This window comes from Photobacterium aquimaris, from assembly GCF_002954455.1.
GTDB lineage: Bacteria > Pseudomonadota > Gammaproteobacteria > Enterobacterales > Vibrionaceae > Photobacterium > Photobacterium aquimaris.
The window spans coordinates 664,414-681,629 of record NZ_MSCC01000002.1 but is presented as its reverse complement, the minus strand read 5'-3'; the positions used below and the strand labels follow the sequence as shown (position 1 = coordinate 681,629).

Here is a 17,216-nt window from a genome sequence, read left to right as displayed (position 1 = left end):
GTTGAAACAACCAGACGTTGGTTGTTTCAACAATTACCTCATAAAAACAGAATATAAAGACGATAAAAAAGCCTCCAACGTTGGAGGCTTAATACACTATTTTTATTACGCCAAGTCATCTTTGGTTACACTGACACCTTTAATCTGAGCAAACACTTGATCACCCACTTTAAGAGCTAATTCATCTGCAGCCCATGCGGTAATATTGGCCCATAAATGCGTCTCACCAATACGCAATTTTACTTCAACCTTCTCATCATCAGCATAATGAATTTTATCAACTCGAGCCGCAAGAATATTACGAATACTGCTGGCTTGAGGATAATGGCGCGCAATTGAAACATCGTTAGAAAATATTCGAACACGTACCCATTCCCCTCGTTGATGAGGCAATTGTGTTACCCACAATGAAGCATCATGACTAAGCATCACCTGAGTAAGTGCATAACGTGGATGATTAAGGTTCACTCGCGCGCTCAGCAACGAACTCTGCTCTTTTGCTGGTAACCAAGGACGCATTTCAGGTGAACTCCACACCGAGTTAACATGACCTGAAATTAATACCTTACCCTGATTAAGCATCACCATTGAATCAGCTAACCGTAAGATCTCATCTAAACTATGAGTGACATAAATAATCGGCGTATTTACTTCTTTCGCTAATTTTTCTAAATAAGGCATTAGCTCTTGTTTACGTGGCATATCAAGTGAAGCTAACGGTTCATCCATTAGCAACATATCGGGCTTGGTCAGTAATGCGCGCCCTATTGCCACACGCTGTTTTTCACCGCCAGAGAGTGAAGCCGGATAACGCTGTAATAATGATGATATCCCCAACAGTTTAACCACATCATCAAAATGCTGTTGGTCTGGGTGCTTAACGCCGTAATTCAAATTGCCTTTAACGGTATAATGTGGAAATAAGCGAGCGTCTTGAAATACATAGCCGATATTACGTTTATCAGCACTTAATGCGATCCCTTGTTGGCTATTAAACAATACCCGCTCACCAAGCTGTATATAGCCATTATCGGGATGACTAAGCCCACTTAGAATATTAACTAACGAGGTTTTACCTGCCCCTGAACGACCAAAAATAGCAGTGATCCCTTGCATCGGCACATCAAGATCAATCGCTAATGCCAGATCTCCAAGTTGCTGAGTAAAACACATTTTGAGTCGTTTTTGGTCGATGTTAGTGTTCATTACGCTGCCCCTAATCGTTTTCTGGCAATACGTGTTAGCCATTCAGAGGCAAATAGTGATAATAATGCGATAATAATGGCAACCACACACAGGCGAGCCGCTTCACTTTCTGCACCAGGGGTTTCAATAAAGGAGTACATTGCTAAAGGAATGGTTTGCGTTTGACCAGGAATATTAGACACAAAAGTGATCGTCGCGCCAAATTCACCCAACGCACGTGCAAAGGCTAAAATAGTGCCAGTTAGGATCCCTGGAATCATTAACGGTAAAGTAATGGTAATAAACACTCGCATAGGCGATGCGCCTAAAGTACGTGCTGCTTGTTCTAGCTTCTTATCTACCCCTTCCAATGCTAATCGAATTGAACGAACCATCAATGGGAACGATACTACAGCCACTGCCAATGCTGCACCACGCCAACTAAAGCTAAAACTAAAACCAAACCATTCATATAACAATTTACCAATCGTACCTTGACGGCCCATAGTGATCAGTAATAAATAACCAATGACCACTGGTGGTAACACTAAAGGTAAATGGATCAGCCCATCAAATAAGGATTTACCCCAAAATTGACGTCGTGCTAACACCCACGCACAACCAATGCCTAACGGTAAACTGAAGAACACTGCCACACTGGCAATTTTCAAACTTAATAGTAACGCTTGTAATTCATATTCAGTGAGCACTAACAACAATCCTGTAGCGTTTTGATTCGTTATAGCAATAGCATAGGTAATCATTGACTTTCAGTCAGCAATGATTTGATTTCTGTGCTTTATTCGCCGTCTTTTTAATCATAATCACGTAAAAATATAAAAGGCACTTAGTTTTCACTCAGTACCTTTATTGTTCATTCACAAATGAGCATTGTCGCTAATTATTGCTGTGTAACCTGATCAAAACCATAAGATTTAAAGATAGCTGCAGCTTGAGGTTGCTGTAGATACTGATAAAACCCTTTTGCTGCTGGAGTAACATTGCCTTTCACTAATGCCATTGGGTAGACAATCGGCTTATGTGAATCTGCGGGGAATTGATACACTGTTTTTACTTTTTTAGAAATCTCAGCATCTGTTTTATACACAATTCCTAGTTGCGCTTCACCACGCTCAACTAGCACTAATGCAGAACGGACATTATTTGCACTGGCTAATAATGGCTGTGCTTGTTTCCATACCCCTAATGATTCTAATGCTTGTTTTGCATAAATACCGGCAGGAACATAATTAGGGTCCCCGACCGCTAGACGTGTGCCGTCTAATGCTTTAGCTAAATTCCAACTCGCACTTACTTTGATCTTATTCTGTGGATACGCTAATGGTGCGACCATCACTAAGCTATTTTTAACAATATCTTTACGAGTCTTAGCTACAATTGCCCCTTGCTGCTGCGCATAATCCATCCACTTTTCATTAGCTGATAGATAAATATTAGCCGGCGCACCTTGGCTAACTTGGCGGGCTAATGCTGATGATGATGCAAATGATAACGTGGTTTCAACACCCGTTTGCTGTTGATACTTCGCAGCAATTGCATTAAGTGCATTAGTAAGCGATGACGCAGCAAATACCGTCACTTTCTCAGCAGCTAAAGCAGGTTGTGCAAAAAGAGATAATACAGCGGCGGTAATAACAGCAGATTTTAATGACATAACAGACTCCAAACGATTTCGATATATAGTAATGTATACATCGAAATTTACCAAGGATAACTTGATACTAATATCACCACCCACATTTAAGCTTCGGTAACTATCACCGCCGCATTTACTCTCTATTACAATAAAGAAAGAGATAAATTTAACAAAATAAGTTTTTTATAATTAACGATTTCTATGCACAAAAATAGGCATATTATCAATCAAATAATTAGTGGTTTTTACTACATAATATAGTGAGTAGTATATGAAAATTCTGATCCATGTTAACCAAGCTGAACGTTGGGAGATTGCGTTAAATAATGTCAAAAACATCATTGCAATGGATAACACAGCAATCATTGAATTGGCATTAAACGGAGAAACTCCCGCTCTTGTGACGTCTACAATGCTGGCACAAAATAAACAAACCGAGATTATTAACGATTTCCTACACCATAATGTCATGATCACTGTATGTCACCATTCGCTGACTGCATTAACTATTAGTCCTAAACAGCTTCTTGACGGCATCGAAATAGTACCCTCTGGTGCCTATGAAGTTGCTCTTCGACAGCATCAAGGGTTTGGGTATCTTAAACCTTAACTTCAATCTAAAAAGACATACCAAGGTGTTCAATTTTAAATCCTGTATGATTGAGTATTCTAAAAGCAATCGATTACTATTTTTGAAATTGAGCATCTTTATACCTTTTATTTGTTAAATCAACCTTGTCAACAAGATCTCGATCACAAATAAAAGTAATCCGTGAAATAGTTATTTTCATTCATTTATTGCACTGTATTATCGGCAAAAATCCATCGTCACGGTAATACATCATGTTTAAAAAAACGTTACTTGCTGTTTCTTTAGCTGCCACTTCACTTATTAGCGCATCTGCTTATGCCATCGAAAATGTCGATTTGTTAATAAAAAACGCGACTGTTCTCACCATGGATCAAGACAAAACTGTCTTTGATAATGGCTTAGTCGCCATCAAAGGCAATAAGATCTATGCTGTTACTGATGGTACAAACATTAGTGAATATAAAGCCGCTAAAATAATTGATGCTGATGGCGATATTGTTATGCCAGGTCTAATTAACTCCCATACTCATGCTTCGATGACGGTTTTCCGTTCAATGGCGGATGATGTGCCCGATCGTTTACACCGTTATATTTTCCCATTAGAAAAAAAACTGGTTTCGCGTGATATGGTTCGTATTGGTGCACAACTTGGTAACGTGGAGATGCTAAAAGGCGGCGTCACTACTTACGCTGATATGTATTATTTTGAAGATGAAGTTGCTAAAACTGTAGATCAAATCGGCATGCGTGCGATCTTAGGCGAAACCATTATTCAATTCCCTGTTGCAAGTGCAAAAACACCGGAAGATGGTATTAAGTATACCCTTAATTTTATTGAGCAATATAAAGACCATCCACGCATTACTCCTGCATTTGCACCGCATGGTCCATACACTAACTCAACCGAAACACTGCAAACCATTGCTAAACTATCACTTAAACACGATGTACCTGTGATGATGCACCTTGCTGAATCTGATCGTGAGCGTGAAGTTATTGCCAAGCGTTCAGGTGGTCTATCGCCAATTCAATACATGGAATCAATTGGCGCATTAAACGCTAACTTCTTAGCAGCCCACGTTATTGATGCTAACGATGAAGATATCGCTATTTTAAAAAAACATGATGTGGGTGTGGCTCATAACATGAGTGCGAATATCAAATCAGCCAAAGGTGTAGCACCAGCATTAAAGATGTTTAATGACGGATTACGAATTGGTCTAGGTACTGATGGTCCAATGTCTGGTAATACCTTAAGCACCATTGATGAATTTAACCAAGTAGCAAAAGTACATAAACTGGTTAATAAAGATCGTGCGGCAATGCCTCCAATTAATGTGATTGAAATGGCAACGATTGGTGCAGCACGTGCTTTACATATGGAAGATAAAATTGGCTCTTTAGAAGTTGGTAAGCTAGCTGATATCATTGTTATTGATACCAAAGCACCAAATATGATCCCAGTTTATAATCCTTATTCAGCATTAGTATATTCAGCTTACGCGACCAATGTTAAACACTCAGTTGTTGACGGTAAGTTGCTAATGGAAGACCGTAATATTCTTACTGTTAATGAGAAAACAGTGCGAGATGAAGCATTAAAATTTGCAGATATCGTACGTAAAGCGGTCGTTGAAAGCGGCGAAATTGTACAATAAATTTACACCAGTTGTGGTAGAAAAGAGTGTATTGCACTCTTTTCTATTTTAATCACTCGCATGCTATGCGTGCAATACCTCTAATCGTTGGCTGCACAACCGCTATCATTTTTTGCATTTTTTCATATTGTATTTCTTCAATCACAAATCCAGCATCAGTGATCGATTGTTCAGTAGCTCGATTTAAGTGACAATTATCCGCTACTCGACGCCAAATAAAATTTAGCCGTTGCTGCCAATGATAGCACTGAGATCCAGGTTCAGCGGCAACATGCTCTAAGAAAATAAACCGCCCAGTTGGTTTTAATACTCGCTTAATTTCTTGCAAAGATGCAGCAACATCTTTCACTGAACAACATACTAACGACACAAATACATAATCAAAAAAATCATCATCAGCTTCAATAGATTCCGTTGAGCATGATAATACTGTCGCTTTCATCTCAGATTGTGATTGGAGTTTTTGTTGTAACTGCATTCGCATATGCTGATCGGGCTCAGCTAAATAGAGTGTTAACGATGGTTTAGACGGATACAAGCCTAAACTCGCTCCTGTGCCTGCACCTATTTCCAACACATTGCCATCTACATTTTCAAGTAATGCTCTACGCCATTCAATCAAACAAGCTTGTTCAGTATATTGCATTACTTTGTCATAAAACAAAGCGCTAAAAAAAGACATAAATACTCTTCGCAATCATAAATGATCACCATAGCATGTAAAAGGTCACAAGCAGAGGCTTAAGCCGCTCTTTATTGTTTTCAATCAGCCTAAACAAATGTAAAAACTTGCTAATAAATAGTGATAAAGATAATATTAACAATAGCCACCAATTAGCATATGAACACTAATGAGAACCAACAAAAGAATAGCTGAAGCTTATCGCTATATTGAACCGAACCTTTTTATTATTGGGCTATTTGGTAGTATTGGTTTTCCCGCATACTATTTCATTTGGACTTATCTTTTCCCTCAGCCCTATGAAAATTTGCCATTACGCTTAGTTTGTATGCTGCTATTTGTACCATTTGCCATTAAAGATTATATGCCTAAGCTTTTTTTGCGCTATAAAGAGAAGCATTTTGTTTTTACTATCTGTTTTGGACTACCTTTTTTCTTTTGTTATATGATGATCCGTAATGAATGGTCAATTGAATGGATCATGTCTTTTATGGCTGCCATTTTTTTATCAATTATAATTATCTATGATTGGCTACTTATTCTTATCTCTACCGCAATAGCCGCATGTACCGCAGCTCTCATCGGCTATCTGACTATAGGGAATATTAGCCATGGTTTTCATTATTCTTACGTTGTTGTATTTAGCTTTTCTTACTTTACTGGCATCTGTTTTAATTACCGCAACCGAATAGAAATTGAAAGTAAGCAACTGTTTTCACAATCATTTAGTAGTGGTATTGCCCATGAAATGCGTAACCCTCTTGGTGCTTTATATGCATCTCAAGAAGTCTTGTTAGAACTATTACCTGAAAGTTTAACTGATGATCCTCAGCATAATCGTCTAATATCTAACGCGGAAATAACTAAACTACGCAATATAATTAAAGATAATATTTCAATTATAAATAATGGCCACAGTACAATTAATCTATTACTGAGTTCTATTGATAGTCAAAAAATATCACCTCATTCTTTTCATCATCTTTCTATTGCTGATGTTATTAACGATACGCTTGACGTATATGGCTATCAAACAAAAAGCGATCGAGATTTAGTTTTTTTTCAAATAAACAAAGACAACATTTTATTTGGCAATGATATTCTTCTTCGTTATGTTTTCTTTAATTTATTAAAAAACTCTTTTTATTATAAAGAAAAAACCAATTTTAAAATATTCATCTCTGTGTATAGCAAAAAAAATGAAACCATTGTTAGTGTTAAAGATTACGGTAAAGGTATCCCTTTAACATTAATTAAAAATATATTTGCAGAATATTATACTTCAGGAAAAAAGAACAATACTGGGTTAGGGCTTTCTTTTTGTAAAAAAGTAATAGATGCCTTTGCTGGAAAAATTGAATGTTACTCAACAGAGAATGTATCAACTACATTTATCATTCGTTTACCTAGCGTTTCATCCCCTATTATAGATAAAATTAAATATGATCTAATGGCGATGAAATCTGTACTGTATATAGGTAATAAAAGTAAGATATTATCTGATCTCAATCATCTTGCCTTTTTTTATAATTTTACGCTTCACCGTAAAAAGAACTCGCCACATAATATTGTAGATATTGATAGCGATACTTATGACTGTATTATTATTGATATAAATTCTGTTAATCACCATTTGCTAAAAAAAATACAAAATAAAATTAATACCACAATAATTAACATTATTTTTATTTCACATACAGATTATGATAATAAAATAACTTTGTCTGACACATACAAACCATATTTATTTGAATATAACCATATTGAAGGGTTGCAGAAAAAACTTATAAACCAATTATTCAATAAAAGAAAACCTAATAATAGCCAGCCATCGCCTACTCGTGTTTCTAAAAATAGAATTCTGATTGTTGATGATAATGTTTCACTACGCTTATACTCTGGCATTTTACTAAAGAATGCTGGTTATGACGTAGTAGAGGCTGATAATGGGCTTAATGCTCTCAATTATTTACAAGAAGCTACGGTTGATTTGATTCTAATAGATTCACAAATGCCAGTGATGTCAGGTATTGAGACAACCAAAGAAATTAGAACCAATAATAAATACCATGCACACCAACATATACCTATTATTTGTTATTCTGGATCATTAGATGAAAACCAAAAGGAATCTTTCATCAATGTGGGTATGACTGATTTACTTCTAAAACCAACATCAAAAGCAATATTGCTGCACACTGTCAATAAATGGCTTCAAACATAGTATTAGCCAAAGTAGGTATAAATGATTATACCTACTTTGCACTCTGAATTAGTTCGCCAGTTTACGTCGGCCGTAAACAACTAATGACATCATCATCATCCAAAATAGAGATAAACTGCCGCCAGAGCCACCACCATTATCACTATTTTGAGGCCACTGCGTATTAGAGTCTAATAAATTAATACTCGCTGGCATCACTTCATCATTCGTAACGGCTACTAAATACGTACCTTGATTAGTATCGGCATTATCAAATAATGGATATACCTGATCAAAAGGCAGCGTTACTACTGTTGTTTTACTACCAGCAGTAAAGTTAACATCTATAGGCGCTAATGCCGCTTGCTTATCACCATGCACCTTGGTTGCAACATAAACAGTCGCTTGCTGTGCATTATCAATATCTTTGCTTCTAGTAAGGGTAATTTCAAATTGTTGAGCATTGATATCTTCACGTGGTGAAGCAACTAATGTCTGTACACCAGTTAACGACGTGAGGTTTTCTTTTTTGCTAGCACTATGATTAAGGAGTGTAGCAACATCAGCAATACCTTGATCACAGCCTGCTTGGCCATTCATAAATGGTAAACCATTCGCGTTATTATAACTGGTGAAACCTGACATTAAGCTGGTTGTACCTTCAGCATTACATTGCTTAGTGCCATAGCCATTTTTAAATAGTTCTTGAGTACTATTGACAGCATTGGCTTTGGTATGTTTAGCACCAAAAGTGTGGCCAACCTCATGCGCATATACAAATTGATAACGCTTATTAATAACACTATCGGCACTTAACACTAATGGCGTGTTGTTCATTTCTGCGAAATCTTCATCTCCCATCGGTGAACGTGCGTGGCCTTTGGTAGTATTTGATGGCTGTGCTGCAAATGTGGTTAATGTATTTTTAATAATACTTGGATCATTCTGTATCATTTGCTCAATATCTTCAGATACTTCTTCAATTGTGGCATAAGAATAATCAAGATAACTCACTGTTGCAGGTACTAGATGAATATCAATATTATAATGATCCCATACCTTATTTGCTTGCACGATATTTTGATAATGACCAACAACCCACTGTGAAGCGGTTGGCTGGTTTGATAAATCAGTTGGTAAAATTAATGGTGATTCAAAATTAGCTGCATTTACAGTGCCAGTGAACATTGCTAGTAATAAGCATAATTTTTTCTTTTGCATGATTATCCTTTTTTAAATAATACAATATCGCTTATTTAATGAAGTGAATTCTATTTGTTTCTTAATGTAATTAAATACTACAGAGGCTAAAAACAATATCAACATTTAATTTTATTTATATTTAAAATATTCCCTGAAAGATTATTATCAGACGAAAAACGCATTTAAAACACCATTAGAATAAAAAATACAATTAATTCACAAAAAACAAATAAGCCTACTAAATACTATTAGCAGGCTTAATACCATTTAATTAGTTAATACTATGTTTTAAACTATTACTATATATTAGCTATTATTATGAGACTTGCTTAAAATTAATATTCATCATGGAGCACGCATTTAATATCATATTAATCTCTTTATCTGTTAATTCACTATTCACTGAGAATCGAATTAAGTTTTTATTTTTTGGTGTTGCTGGTGAACAAAAAACAGAACCAAAAACATTCATATCTTCCAAATAATCACGCATAATTTCAGTATTCGTTTCAGTGCCTGTTTCTAGGGCAATAATCTGTGACTGACTTTGAATAGTAAATCCAAGTTTAATCAACCCATAACGTAATTTATCGGCTTGTTCTACTAATCGTGAACGACGATCATCACTGTTTTTTATGACATTTAATGTCGCTTGTAATACCGCAATTTCATGAGGCAATAAAGCAGAACTAAAAATAGCCGGTCGTGCTACAAACGGTAATGCTTGCCCTACTTTATGACTACACAATATCGCCCCAGCACGATAAGCAAACGCTTTTGCTAAACTAACAGTTATGAAGTCAACGTCATCCGTTAACCCTAATTCTGCAACAAGCCCTGCACCTTGTGGTCCATGAGTTCCTAGAGAGTGCGATTCATCAACTAAAATAGCACAACCATATTGTTTAGCTAATGCGACAATTTCAGTTAATGGTGCTACGGTACCAAGCGTACTGTAGACCGAATCAACTAAGATCAACCCTGGCCCATTACGTTTAATCAACTTTTCTAAATGACGAATATTATTATGTAAAAAACTATGAATTTGTGCTTCTGCAATCCGTGCGCCTTCCCATAAAGACATATGCGCAAAGAAATCAATATAAACAGGCATATTAACTGGTAGAATCGTCTGGATTAATCCAATATTAGCGGCCCATCCTGACTGCGATAAAATACAATGCTCAAAACCTGTGTAATCAGCAAGTTGATGTTCAAATGAATGATCATCCTCTTTATGTAGGAATATTGCTGACATAACAACATCTTTTTTATTGTTACGTAATGCATCAATATATACTTTACGGATATAATCATGATTTGAAATTGCCAGGTAATCATTACTTTGTAATAACACCCCATTATCTGTAGGCTTTTTCCCTAAAACTAAATGTTGTTGATTTTTTCGTGGGTAAATAAGCTCCTCTAGATGAAGTTCAATTTTTTTTTATAAATTCTGGTAGCATTTTAGCTGAATTATGAATGGTCATTGATATATACCTTTTATTAAAATAACGTTATTCATACAATTATAAATAACACTGGTATATTATTTATTAATATAACAATAAACAACTATTTATTTATGTTATCTGAGCTTAATTAATCTATTTTGTAATTTAATAATATGAGAAAATATATGAAAAAATAATTACACTGAGAAAATGATGAAATATAATGCCGCAATTTTTGATATGGATGGATTATTGCTTGATACTGAAAAAGTCTGCATGACAGCATTTCAGCAAACATGTATTGAAATGAATATCCCTTTTAAACGTGATATTTATCTCAATATTATTGGCCGTAATCAAGCTGGCATCAAACCGATTATTGAACAAGGGTATGGCGATAGCTTAGATTATGCTGTTTTTCATCCCCGTTGGATGCAACATTATCTTGCCGTCGTTGAACACCAAGCTATTCCTGTAAAAAATGGTGTCATCGAGTTATTACAGTGGCTACAAGCACAGAAGATTCCTATGGTCGTTGCGACATCAACCCATAATGCATTAGCACACAAAAAACTTCATTTAGCTGGGCTGACTCAATATTTTTCACATATAACCAGTGGTGATGAGGTCATTAATGGTAAACCAGCCCCTGAAATATACCTGCTCGCAGCGCAACGCTTAAATATTGATCCTCAACAATGCCTTGCTTTTGAAGATTCAAACAACGGTGTGAAAGCTGCCGTTGCTGCTAATATGACAACCCTACAAATTATCGATTTAGTTGAACCTGATACTTATACGCGCGCATTAGGGCATCATATTTTTAATACTATGGATGAAGCCCTAACATTTTTAAATGCCGTTTAATCAATAGATAATAACGCTTACAGTCAATAAAAAAGCCCACCAGTTATGATTAACCGGTGGGCTTTTTTCGTCAGTCTAGCTTAGAACAAGTAAATGCGTTACTTCACTGCATTTGCTATCTGTGTGGTTAACTCACCAACAGCAGTTGATAATGCTTCAACTTGCGCACTGTAACCATCTTTTGCAAGTGGCACACTAAACTCAAATGGGTGCACTGTTTGCAAATTACCATTCGCACCAATAATCATCCACTCACCGGCTACATTAGCGACACCTGTATATACACCATTAAACTGGTTAATACGTACCTGTAATCGTGACTCTCCCGCGGTTGATAATGTCGGGGTTAATTGTGTTGCCCATAGGTGATGTTGCTTTTGACGCAAATCATGAGTGATACGACGCGTTAATTGTTTTGCTAATGCCTCACCCCATAGATTTTGTTGGGCTTCAACCATTTCAGTTGCCGAGGTCTGATAAACCAAACCATTACCCGCTAAATGGGCAGCTACCTCAACAGGACGTACAATCAATAATGGCTGATTAGTTGCGTGCGATACTGTTAGCGTCTTTCCTGCTGGTAATAAGAATGTATTTACGCCTTCAGGCGCACTACTACAACCACTAGCGGCTAACGTAATTGCTGCGATGACAAACCATTTTTTCATTATTTACGACCTCCAACAGGTACTGGATCTTTTGTTTTCTCATCACCAAACACAAGTGAATTTGGCTTTTCATTGATTTGACGTAACACCGGTTGAAGCTCTGTCATAACAGCTTCAAAACGAGTTAACGCACCTTCAAGATTCTGATATGGTGCAGCATCAGGACCAAAACCATTTAGGGTTGTTTGGATCTGTTTAAGGCTTGCACGTACATCACCAGGCAATGCTTGAGTATCTTTTTGCTTTAGTAATCGGTCTAAATCGTTAATCGTTTTTTGCATCGTCGCCATTGTTTTCTCAGATGCTTTTAATGTCGCTGTCATTGAATTTAACGTATCTTCAACCGGTAACTTATTAAATTTATTCAGCAAATTAGTTAACTGCTTCTGTACTTCAGCCAAATCACCCGCTTTAGTTGGGAATACCTCATAGCCATCATAGGTCATTAATTTTATAGGTTTTTCTGCTTTATAAACATCAGTACCAACATACAATGCACCTGTTAATAAATTACCAGTTTTCAATGTTGCACGTAGACCTTGCTTAAATTCTTTTTCAAGGTTTGCTTTCAATGATGCAAGTGTACCTTCATCTGAACGATCATAAACTCGCCCTAAATCAATGCGCACCAATACTGGAATTTGCTTACTAGTAAAACCTTCTTGGCTGGTAGGTAAACGTAAAGGCACTTTTTGTACTGTACCAATTTGAATACCACGATACTCAATCGGAGCACCGGCTTTTAAGCCTCGAATCGATTCACTAAACAGCATCACAAAATCAAGGTGCTGCTCAAACATTTTTTCACGTACAGCAGTACGAGTATCATATAAGCGGTAATAGGCTTTTTGCTTAAGTTGTGGCGTACCTTGCTCATCTGCCGGTGTTGTAAATGTCACACCACCTGTTATTAATGACTCTAAAGATCCAATTTTTACATTAAAGCCTTCAGCACCCATCTGCACTTGTACACCAGAAGCTAAAATAAAATTACTGCTAGTACGGACCAAACTATCATAAGGTTCAAAAATAAATAATTGATAATTTGCACGCTTACTATTGATATCAAAACTGACTTTCTCTACACGACCAACAGTAAAGCCATCATAAAGAACCGGATCACCAACGCCTAATTTACCCGCTTCACGGCTAGTTAAAATAACCCGTAAACCTTTCGCATCAGCAGGCGCAACAGGAGGGACATCTAAAGCAACAAAATGGTTCTTATCTTTCTTTCCTTCGCCAGGTTGCATTTCAATGTATGAACCAGAGAGCAATGTATCTAAGCCAGACACTCCCCCTTTACCTATGCGCGGCTTAACCACCCAAAATAGGGTGTCATTTTTAAGCATGCGGCCAGTATCATTGTTCATCTGGGCAGTCACGGTGATATAGCTGTAATCTTTACTTAATTGAACTTTTGTAACGACACCAACTTTTACATTCAACGATTTAATCGCTGTTTTTCCAACTTCAATACCCGATGCATTTGGTAATCGAATCGTGATCACAGGTCCTTGGCTATTAAGGTATTGAACAAACATCCAAATACCAATAGCGAGTGCGACTAATGGAACTATCCATATTGGTGAAACTTGTTTCAAACGTTGTACTTTTGCCTCTGCTGGCTGGTTATCACTCATAATCTGCTTTCTCATTTATGTACACTAGGCACTTCTGAATTGGATTCAGGAGCATCTAACTCTGAATCTTGCTTACATGGTTTATTTTTTGGTGTCCAAAATATCCGCGGATCAAAATTCATCGCAGATAACATCGTAAAGATCACCACCGTCGCAAAGCATAACGCTGCCGGACCCGGTGAAATTGCCATCACATTTTGTAACTGTACTAAAGCGACTAAGATAGCAACCACAAAAATATCAACCATAGACCAACGGCCAATAAATTCTGTTAAGCGGTATAATTTTAACCGTTTAATAGCGACATAACTTGAGTCATTAGCGCGTTTACCAGCACAAAAATAAAGCCATGCTAAGGTAAACATTTTTGCCATAGGAATAAAAATACTCGCTATAAATATTACTAACGCTATCGGCCATGATCCCATTTTCCAAAGTAAAACAACGCCACCAAGAATTGTTGAACCTTCAGTTTGCCCTAAACTCACGGTATACATCATTGGATATAAATTGGCGGGAATATAAAACACTATCGATGCGAGTAAATAAGCCCACGAATATTGTAATGACAGGTTAGCGTTAAAAACATGTAATTGACTATCGCAACGTAAACATCGTGCTTTATGCGACGTTGGTAATGGATTAATTTGATTACAGGCATGACAACCCACATGATTATGATCTAAATGGGTATCACCCGCACGTACACCATCTACATGTTTCATAGCAAAGAACTGATCCCACAACCAGGTTCTATCAACTAATGACACACATTTGACCACTAACACACTATAAAGACAAAAAGCCCAAAATGAGTTACCTAAACCAATATGTGCTAATGCAGAAATTTTTACCAGACTGACTAAAACGCCAATTAAAAAAACATCAACCATTAGCCAAGGTTGAATAGTAAATATGATCCGACATAAAAATTTTATCCAAGCGCGAGCATGAACAACATGGCCAACATTCTTTACTTTATGAGCATGATAATAAAGATATAACACCAGCATTATATATACTGCTGGAAAAACAAGAACAGTTACCATTAATAAAATAGCTAATACACTATTTTCAAAATGTTGCAATGTTTCAGCTGCATTTAGCAGTGTAATTTGATGCCCCATACCATTAACTGTAAAAGAGAGAAATGGAAAAGACAGGCTCAAGACTAACATCAACAAACAAGCAATACCGTAAGCAACTGGACGTTGAAAAGGTAAACTAACAGCCTTAGTTAATGTATGCCCACATCGAGGGCAGGTTGCTTTATCACCTTCATTTAAATCAGGGATATCAACGACTAACCCACACTCTTCACACGCAACCATCATTGATTGTTGCACGTCAATCGCCTCTCGTGCGGGCTTAATTTCATTACTCAACGTACATCACCTATAACAAAAATCTGATGGTATAATTCACTGACATTCTAAGCATTGTTTTAAAAACAAACACATACAAGCAAACTATCGCAGATCAATTCGAACTGGTTTATAAATAAATTTAATTTAAATAAATAGTATTATCTATGCTTTCTGATTCAGTACTATCCAATACTAGTCTACTTATTAGAGCTCATTTTGAACGGTATACATTATAGCAGTATTCTCAATTAATACTGTAGTAGATTTGACTTCTCATCATTTCAACAGATATCTAAAGACGACCTTCTAACTCAAATTACTGCTAAGTTTCACTATTTTCACATAAAAAGCTAATTATTATGCAGTAGTGTTTTATAGTAACTTTCAGTTAAAAACATAAGAAATTGTTACAAATAAAGACTATTCATCAATAATTATAAAGCAGTAGAATGCCACATAATTAGCTATCACTACGTTTTCTAATGAAAAAGACACCACAGCATGAACATTAGCCATAGTATTAGAAAAAAAATCATCCACTACACTTTACTATGTCTAAGCTTATTAATTGTATTTAATATCTCTTATTGGTCCTATAACCAATATAGTAATATTCATAAATTACTTTCACGGAATAAAGCTGTTACAGAAAATAACGTTGCAACTATTATTAGCAAGCATACTAATCTACTCACCGCCATTTCAAATGATGATATAGTCAAAGATACGTCATTATTATTAACACAACGAATTGAAATTGTACGTCCTTACCAAGAAGCTTTTAATATCGAAATATTAGGTATCAGTGATATTAAAGGCAACGCAGTAACAACATATAGCGATAGTATCGAAAATATTAGTTATCGTCGCTATTTCCAACAAGCAATACAAAAAAACAAACTAGCAATAAGTAATCTAATCTATTCTCCTATTTCTAATAGCTATGTTTATATTATATGCAAAGCTTTCACTAACGCCGATGACAGCGGTACTATTTTTGCATCTGTCTCATATTCTGAAATAAAGAATGCACTTGCTTATCAAGAAAACACTAGTATTAGAAATGCTATTTTAAATAATTGTAGAGACTCAAATAATAATTGTAGAAATATTAAAATACTTAAAAGTGATAATTTTTATTCTTCATTAGATAGTAAACAAATATCAAAAAACATTACGAATAAAAAAACATTTAATTATTATACAATCAATAATAATTATCAACTTGAAAGATTAACACTTACCCCATTAAAAAACACACCATGGTATTTATTAACAACAATTAATTACAATCAATATTTAAAGGATAAATTTACATTCGTTATCATAAATATTTTAATTTCTATCTTAGCATCAGTCGGACTTGGATTTTATTTAATGAAAAAAGTATCTATCATTACATCACCTATTGATGATTTCATTAAAGAAAGTGCGGGGATTATACCCATTCAATCACAGTCAAAAAATGATAATATTGTAATGAATCACCACTTTAATAACATCATTAGTACAACTAAAGATGGTGTTTATTGCTCACGCACTAATTTATTAAACCGTAAATATTTCATTCAACATGCTAATACTACCATTCAAAAATATCTTAATGACTTTGCATTACTATTTATTGATCTTGATAACCTGAAAACAATCAATGACACATTAGGTCATCATTATGGGGATGATGTTATTGCAATGTTTGCTCAGCATGTAACCTCATTTTTTAATCATCCTACAGATTTAATTGGTCGATTTGGAGGAGATGAATTTATTGTTCTCACCAATAACTACAACAAAGAATTTGATTTAATTACAAAATTACAAAAGCTTGTTGTTGATCTTAATGGCTCAGTAAGTAATGGTACATTAACGATTCCATTTTCAGCTTCTATTGGTGTGGCGCTCACAGATAACGAAACACGCGATATTGAACAATTAATCATTAATGCTGATAAAGCTGTTTATGACAGTAAGAAAAAAGGCAAGAATTGTTATAGCTTTTATATTCGTCATTAAAAAAAAGCCCCTAATTACAATTGT

13 protein-coding genes and 1 pseudogene are annotated in these 17,216 nt (G+C 35.7%); 5 read left to right on the top strand and 9 right to left on the bottom strand.

Going from position 1 to position 17,216, the window contains the following annotated elements:
- Positions 1-105 precede the first annotated feature (105 nt).
- From modC to modA, 3 genes are all read right to left on the bottom strand, one after another.
- Complete coding sequence (gene modC, locus BTN98_RS13715) at positions 106-1,206, bottom strand: molybdenum ABC transporter ATP-binding protein ModC (RefSeq protein ID WP_061000039.1); 1,101 nt, start codon at positions 1,204-1,206, stop codon at positions 106-108.
- On the bottom strand, positions 1,206-1,895 hold the full coding sequence (gene modB, locus BTN98_RS13710) for a molybdate ABC transporter permease subunit (RefSeq protein ID WP_061000068.1): 690 nt from the start codon (positions 1,893-1,895) through the stop codon (positions 1,206-1,208). Before modB ends, modC begins: the two co-directional genes overlap by 1 nt.
- A 191-nt stretch (positions 1,896-2,086) precedes the next feature.
- The gene (gene modA, locus BTN98_RS13705) at positions 2,087-2,860 is read right to left on the bottom strand and encodes a molybdate ABC transporter substrate-binding protein (RefSeq protein WP_061000037.1); all 774 of its coding nucleotides are present in this window, start codon (positions 2,858-2,860) and stop codon (positions 2,087-2,089) included.
- A gap of 253 nt (positions 2,861-3,113) precedes the next feature.
- Here modA and BTN98_RS13700 point away from each other — a divergent pair, with 253 nt between their 5' ends.
- A complete protein-coding gene (locus BTN98_RS13700; RefSeq protein ID WP_061000034.1) occupies positions 3,114-3,452 on the top strand; it encodes a DsrE family protein in 339 nt (112 codons plus the stop codon).
- A 233-nt stretch (positions 3,453-3,685) separates the two neighbouring features.
- The gene (locus BTN98_RS13695) at positions 3,686-5,092 is read left to right on the top strand and encodes an amidohydrolase (RefSeq protein ID WP_061000032.1); all 1,407 of its coding nucleotides are present in this window, start codon (positions 3,686-3,688) and stop codon (positions 5,090-5,092) included.
- A 52-nt stretch (positions 5,093-5,144) separates the two neighbouring features.
- Here BTN98_RS13695 and BTN98_RS13690 read toward each other — a convergent pair whose 3' ends face one another.
- Entirely contained in the window at positions 5,145-5,774 is a 630-nt protein-coding gene (locus BTN98_RS13690) for a class I SAM-dependent methyltransferase (RefSeq protein ID WP_061000030.1), read from the bottom strand.
- Positions 5,775-5,943: 169 nt separating this feature from the next.
- On the opposite strand from BTN98_RS13690, the gene BTN98_RS13685 reads away from it, so the two are divergent.
- Positions 5,944-7,998 (top strand): response regulator, encoded by a 2,055-nt coding sequence (locus BTN98_RS13685; protein WP_061000029.1) that lies wholly within the window; start codon positions 5,944-5,946, stop codon positions 7,996-7,998.
- Positions 7,999-8,046: 48 nt separating this feature from the next.
- Here the strand turns inward: BTN98_RS13685 and BTN98_RS13680 are convergent, their stop codons facing one another.
- Both BTN98_RS13680 and cqsA read right to left on the bottom strand, forming a co-directional pair.
- Positions 8,047-9,198: a M12 family metallo-peptidase gene (locus BTN98_RS13680; protein ID WP_061000027.1), complete on the bottom strand. Its 1,152-nt coding sequence runs from the start codon at positions 9,196-9,198 to the stop codon at positions 8,047-8,049.
- A 298-nt stretch (positions 9,199-9,496) separates the two neighbouring features.
- Positions 9,497-10,670 (bottom strand): annotated as a pseudogene (gene cqsA, locus BTN98_RS13675) (alpha-hydroxyketone-type quorum-sensing autoinducer synthase).
- A 177-nt stretch (positions 10,671-10,847) separates the two neighbouring features.
- On the opposite strand from cqsA, the gene BTN98_RS13670 reads away from it, so the two are divergent.
- The gene (locus tag BTN98_RS13670) at positions 10,848-11,501 is read left to right on the top strand and encodes an HAD family hydrolase (protein ID WP_061000025.1); all 654 of its coding nucleotides are present in this window, start codon (positions 10,848-10,850) and stop codon (positions 11,499-11,501) included.
- A gap of 98 nt (positions 11,502-11,599) precedes the next feature.
- Here the strand turns inward: BTN98_RS13670 and BTN98_RS13665 are convergent, their stop codons facing one another.
- From BTN98_RS13665 to BTN98_RS13655, 3 genes are read right to left on the bottom strand one after another with little or no spacing between them, the layout of a single operon-like run.
- Complete coding sequence (locus tag BTN98_RS13665) at positions 11,600-12,169, bottom strand: PqiC family protein (protein ID WP_061000023.1); 570 nt, start codon at positions 12,167-12,169, stop codon at positions 11,600-11,602.
- Positions 12,169-13,812 carry an intermembrane transport protein PqiB gene (gene pqiB / locus BTN98_RS13660; protein WP_061000021.1) on the bottom strand — a complete coding sequence of 548 codons (1,644 nt, stop codon included), beginning with the start codon at positions 13,810-13,812 and terminating at the stop codon, positions 12,169-12,171. The genes BTN98_RS13665 and pqiB overlap by 1 nt, the downstream gene beginning before the upstream one ends.
- 11 nt (positions 13,813-13,823) lie before the next feature.
- Positions 13,824-15,146, bottom strand: coding sequence for a paraquat-inducible protein A (locus tag BTN98_RS13655; RefSeq protein WP_061000064.1), 1,323 nt, complete (start codon positions 15,144-15,146; stop codon positions 13,824-13,826).
- 534 nt (positions 15,147-15,680) lie between these two features.
- Between BTN98_RS13655 and BTN98_RS13650 the strand changes: the two genes are divergently transcribed.
- Positions 15,681-17,192: a sensor domain-containing diguanylate cyclase gene (locus BTN98_RS13650; RefSeq protein WP_061000019.1), complete on the top strand. Its 1,512-nt coding sequence runs from the start codon at positions 15,681-15,683 to the stop codon at positions 17,190-17,192.
- Positions 17,193-17,216: the final 24 nt, after the last annotated feature.

Bases quoted from the DNA above. Each gene is read 5' to 3' on its own strand.
- BTN98_RS13665 (WP_061000023.1), bottom strand. From the start codon at position 12,169: ATGAAAAAATGGTTTGTCATCGCAGCAATTACGTTAGCCGCTAGTGGT.
- BTN98_RS13685 (WP_061000029.1), top strand. From the start codon at position 5,944: ATGAGAACCAACAAAAGAATAGCTGAAGCTTATCGCTATATTGAACCG.
- modC (WP_061000039.1), bottom strand. From the start codon at position 1,206: ATGAACACTAACATCGACCAAAAACGACTCAAAATGTGTTTTACTCAG.
- BTN98_RS13680 (WP_061000027.1), bottom strand. From the start codon at position 9,198: ATGCAAAAGAAAAAATTATGCTTATTACTAGCAATGTTCACTGGCACT.
- BTN98_RS13695 (WP_061000032.1), top strand. From the start codon at position 3,686: ATGTTTAAAAAAACGTTACTTGCTGTTTCTTTAGCTGCCACTTCACTT.
- pqiB (WP_061000021.1), bottom strand. From the start codon at position 13,812: ATGAGTGATAACCAGCCAGCAGAGGCAAAAGTACAACGTTTGAAACAA.
- BTN98_RS13670 (WP_061000025.1), top strand. From the start codon at position 10,848: ATGAAATATAATGCCGCAATTTTTGATATGGATGGATTATTGCTTGAT.
- BTN98_RS13655 (WP_061000064.1), bottom strand. From the start codon at position 15,146: ATGATGGTTGCGTGTGAAGAGTGTGGGTTAGTCGTTGATATCCCTGAT.
- modA (WP_061000037.1), bottom strand. From the start codon at position 2,860: ATGTCATTAAAATCTGCTGTTATTACCGCCGCTGTATTATCTCTTTTT.
- BTN98_RS13690 (WP_061000030.1), bottom strand. From the start codon at position 5,774: ATGTCTTTTTTTAGCGCTTTGTTTTATGACAAAGTAATGCAATATACT.
- BTN98_RS13650 (WP_061000019.1), top strand. From the start codon at position 15,681: ATGAACATTAGCCATAGTATTAGAAAAAAAATCATCCACTACACTTTA.
- BTN98_RS13700 (WP_061000034.1), top strand. From the start codon at position 3,114: ATGAAAATTCTGATCCATGTTAACCAAGCTGAACGTTGGGAGATTGCG.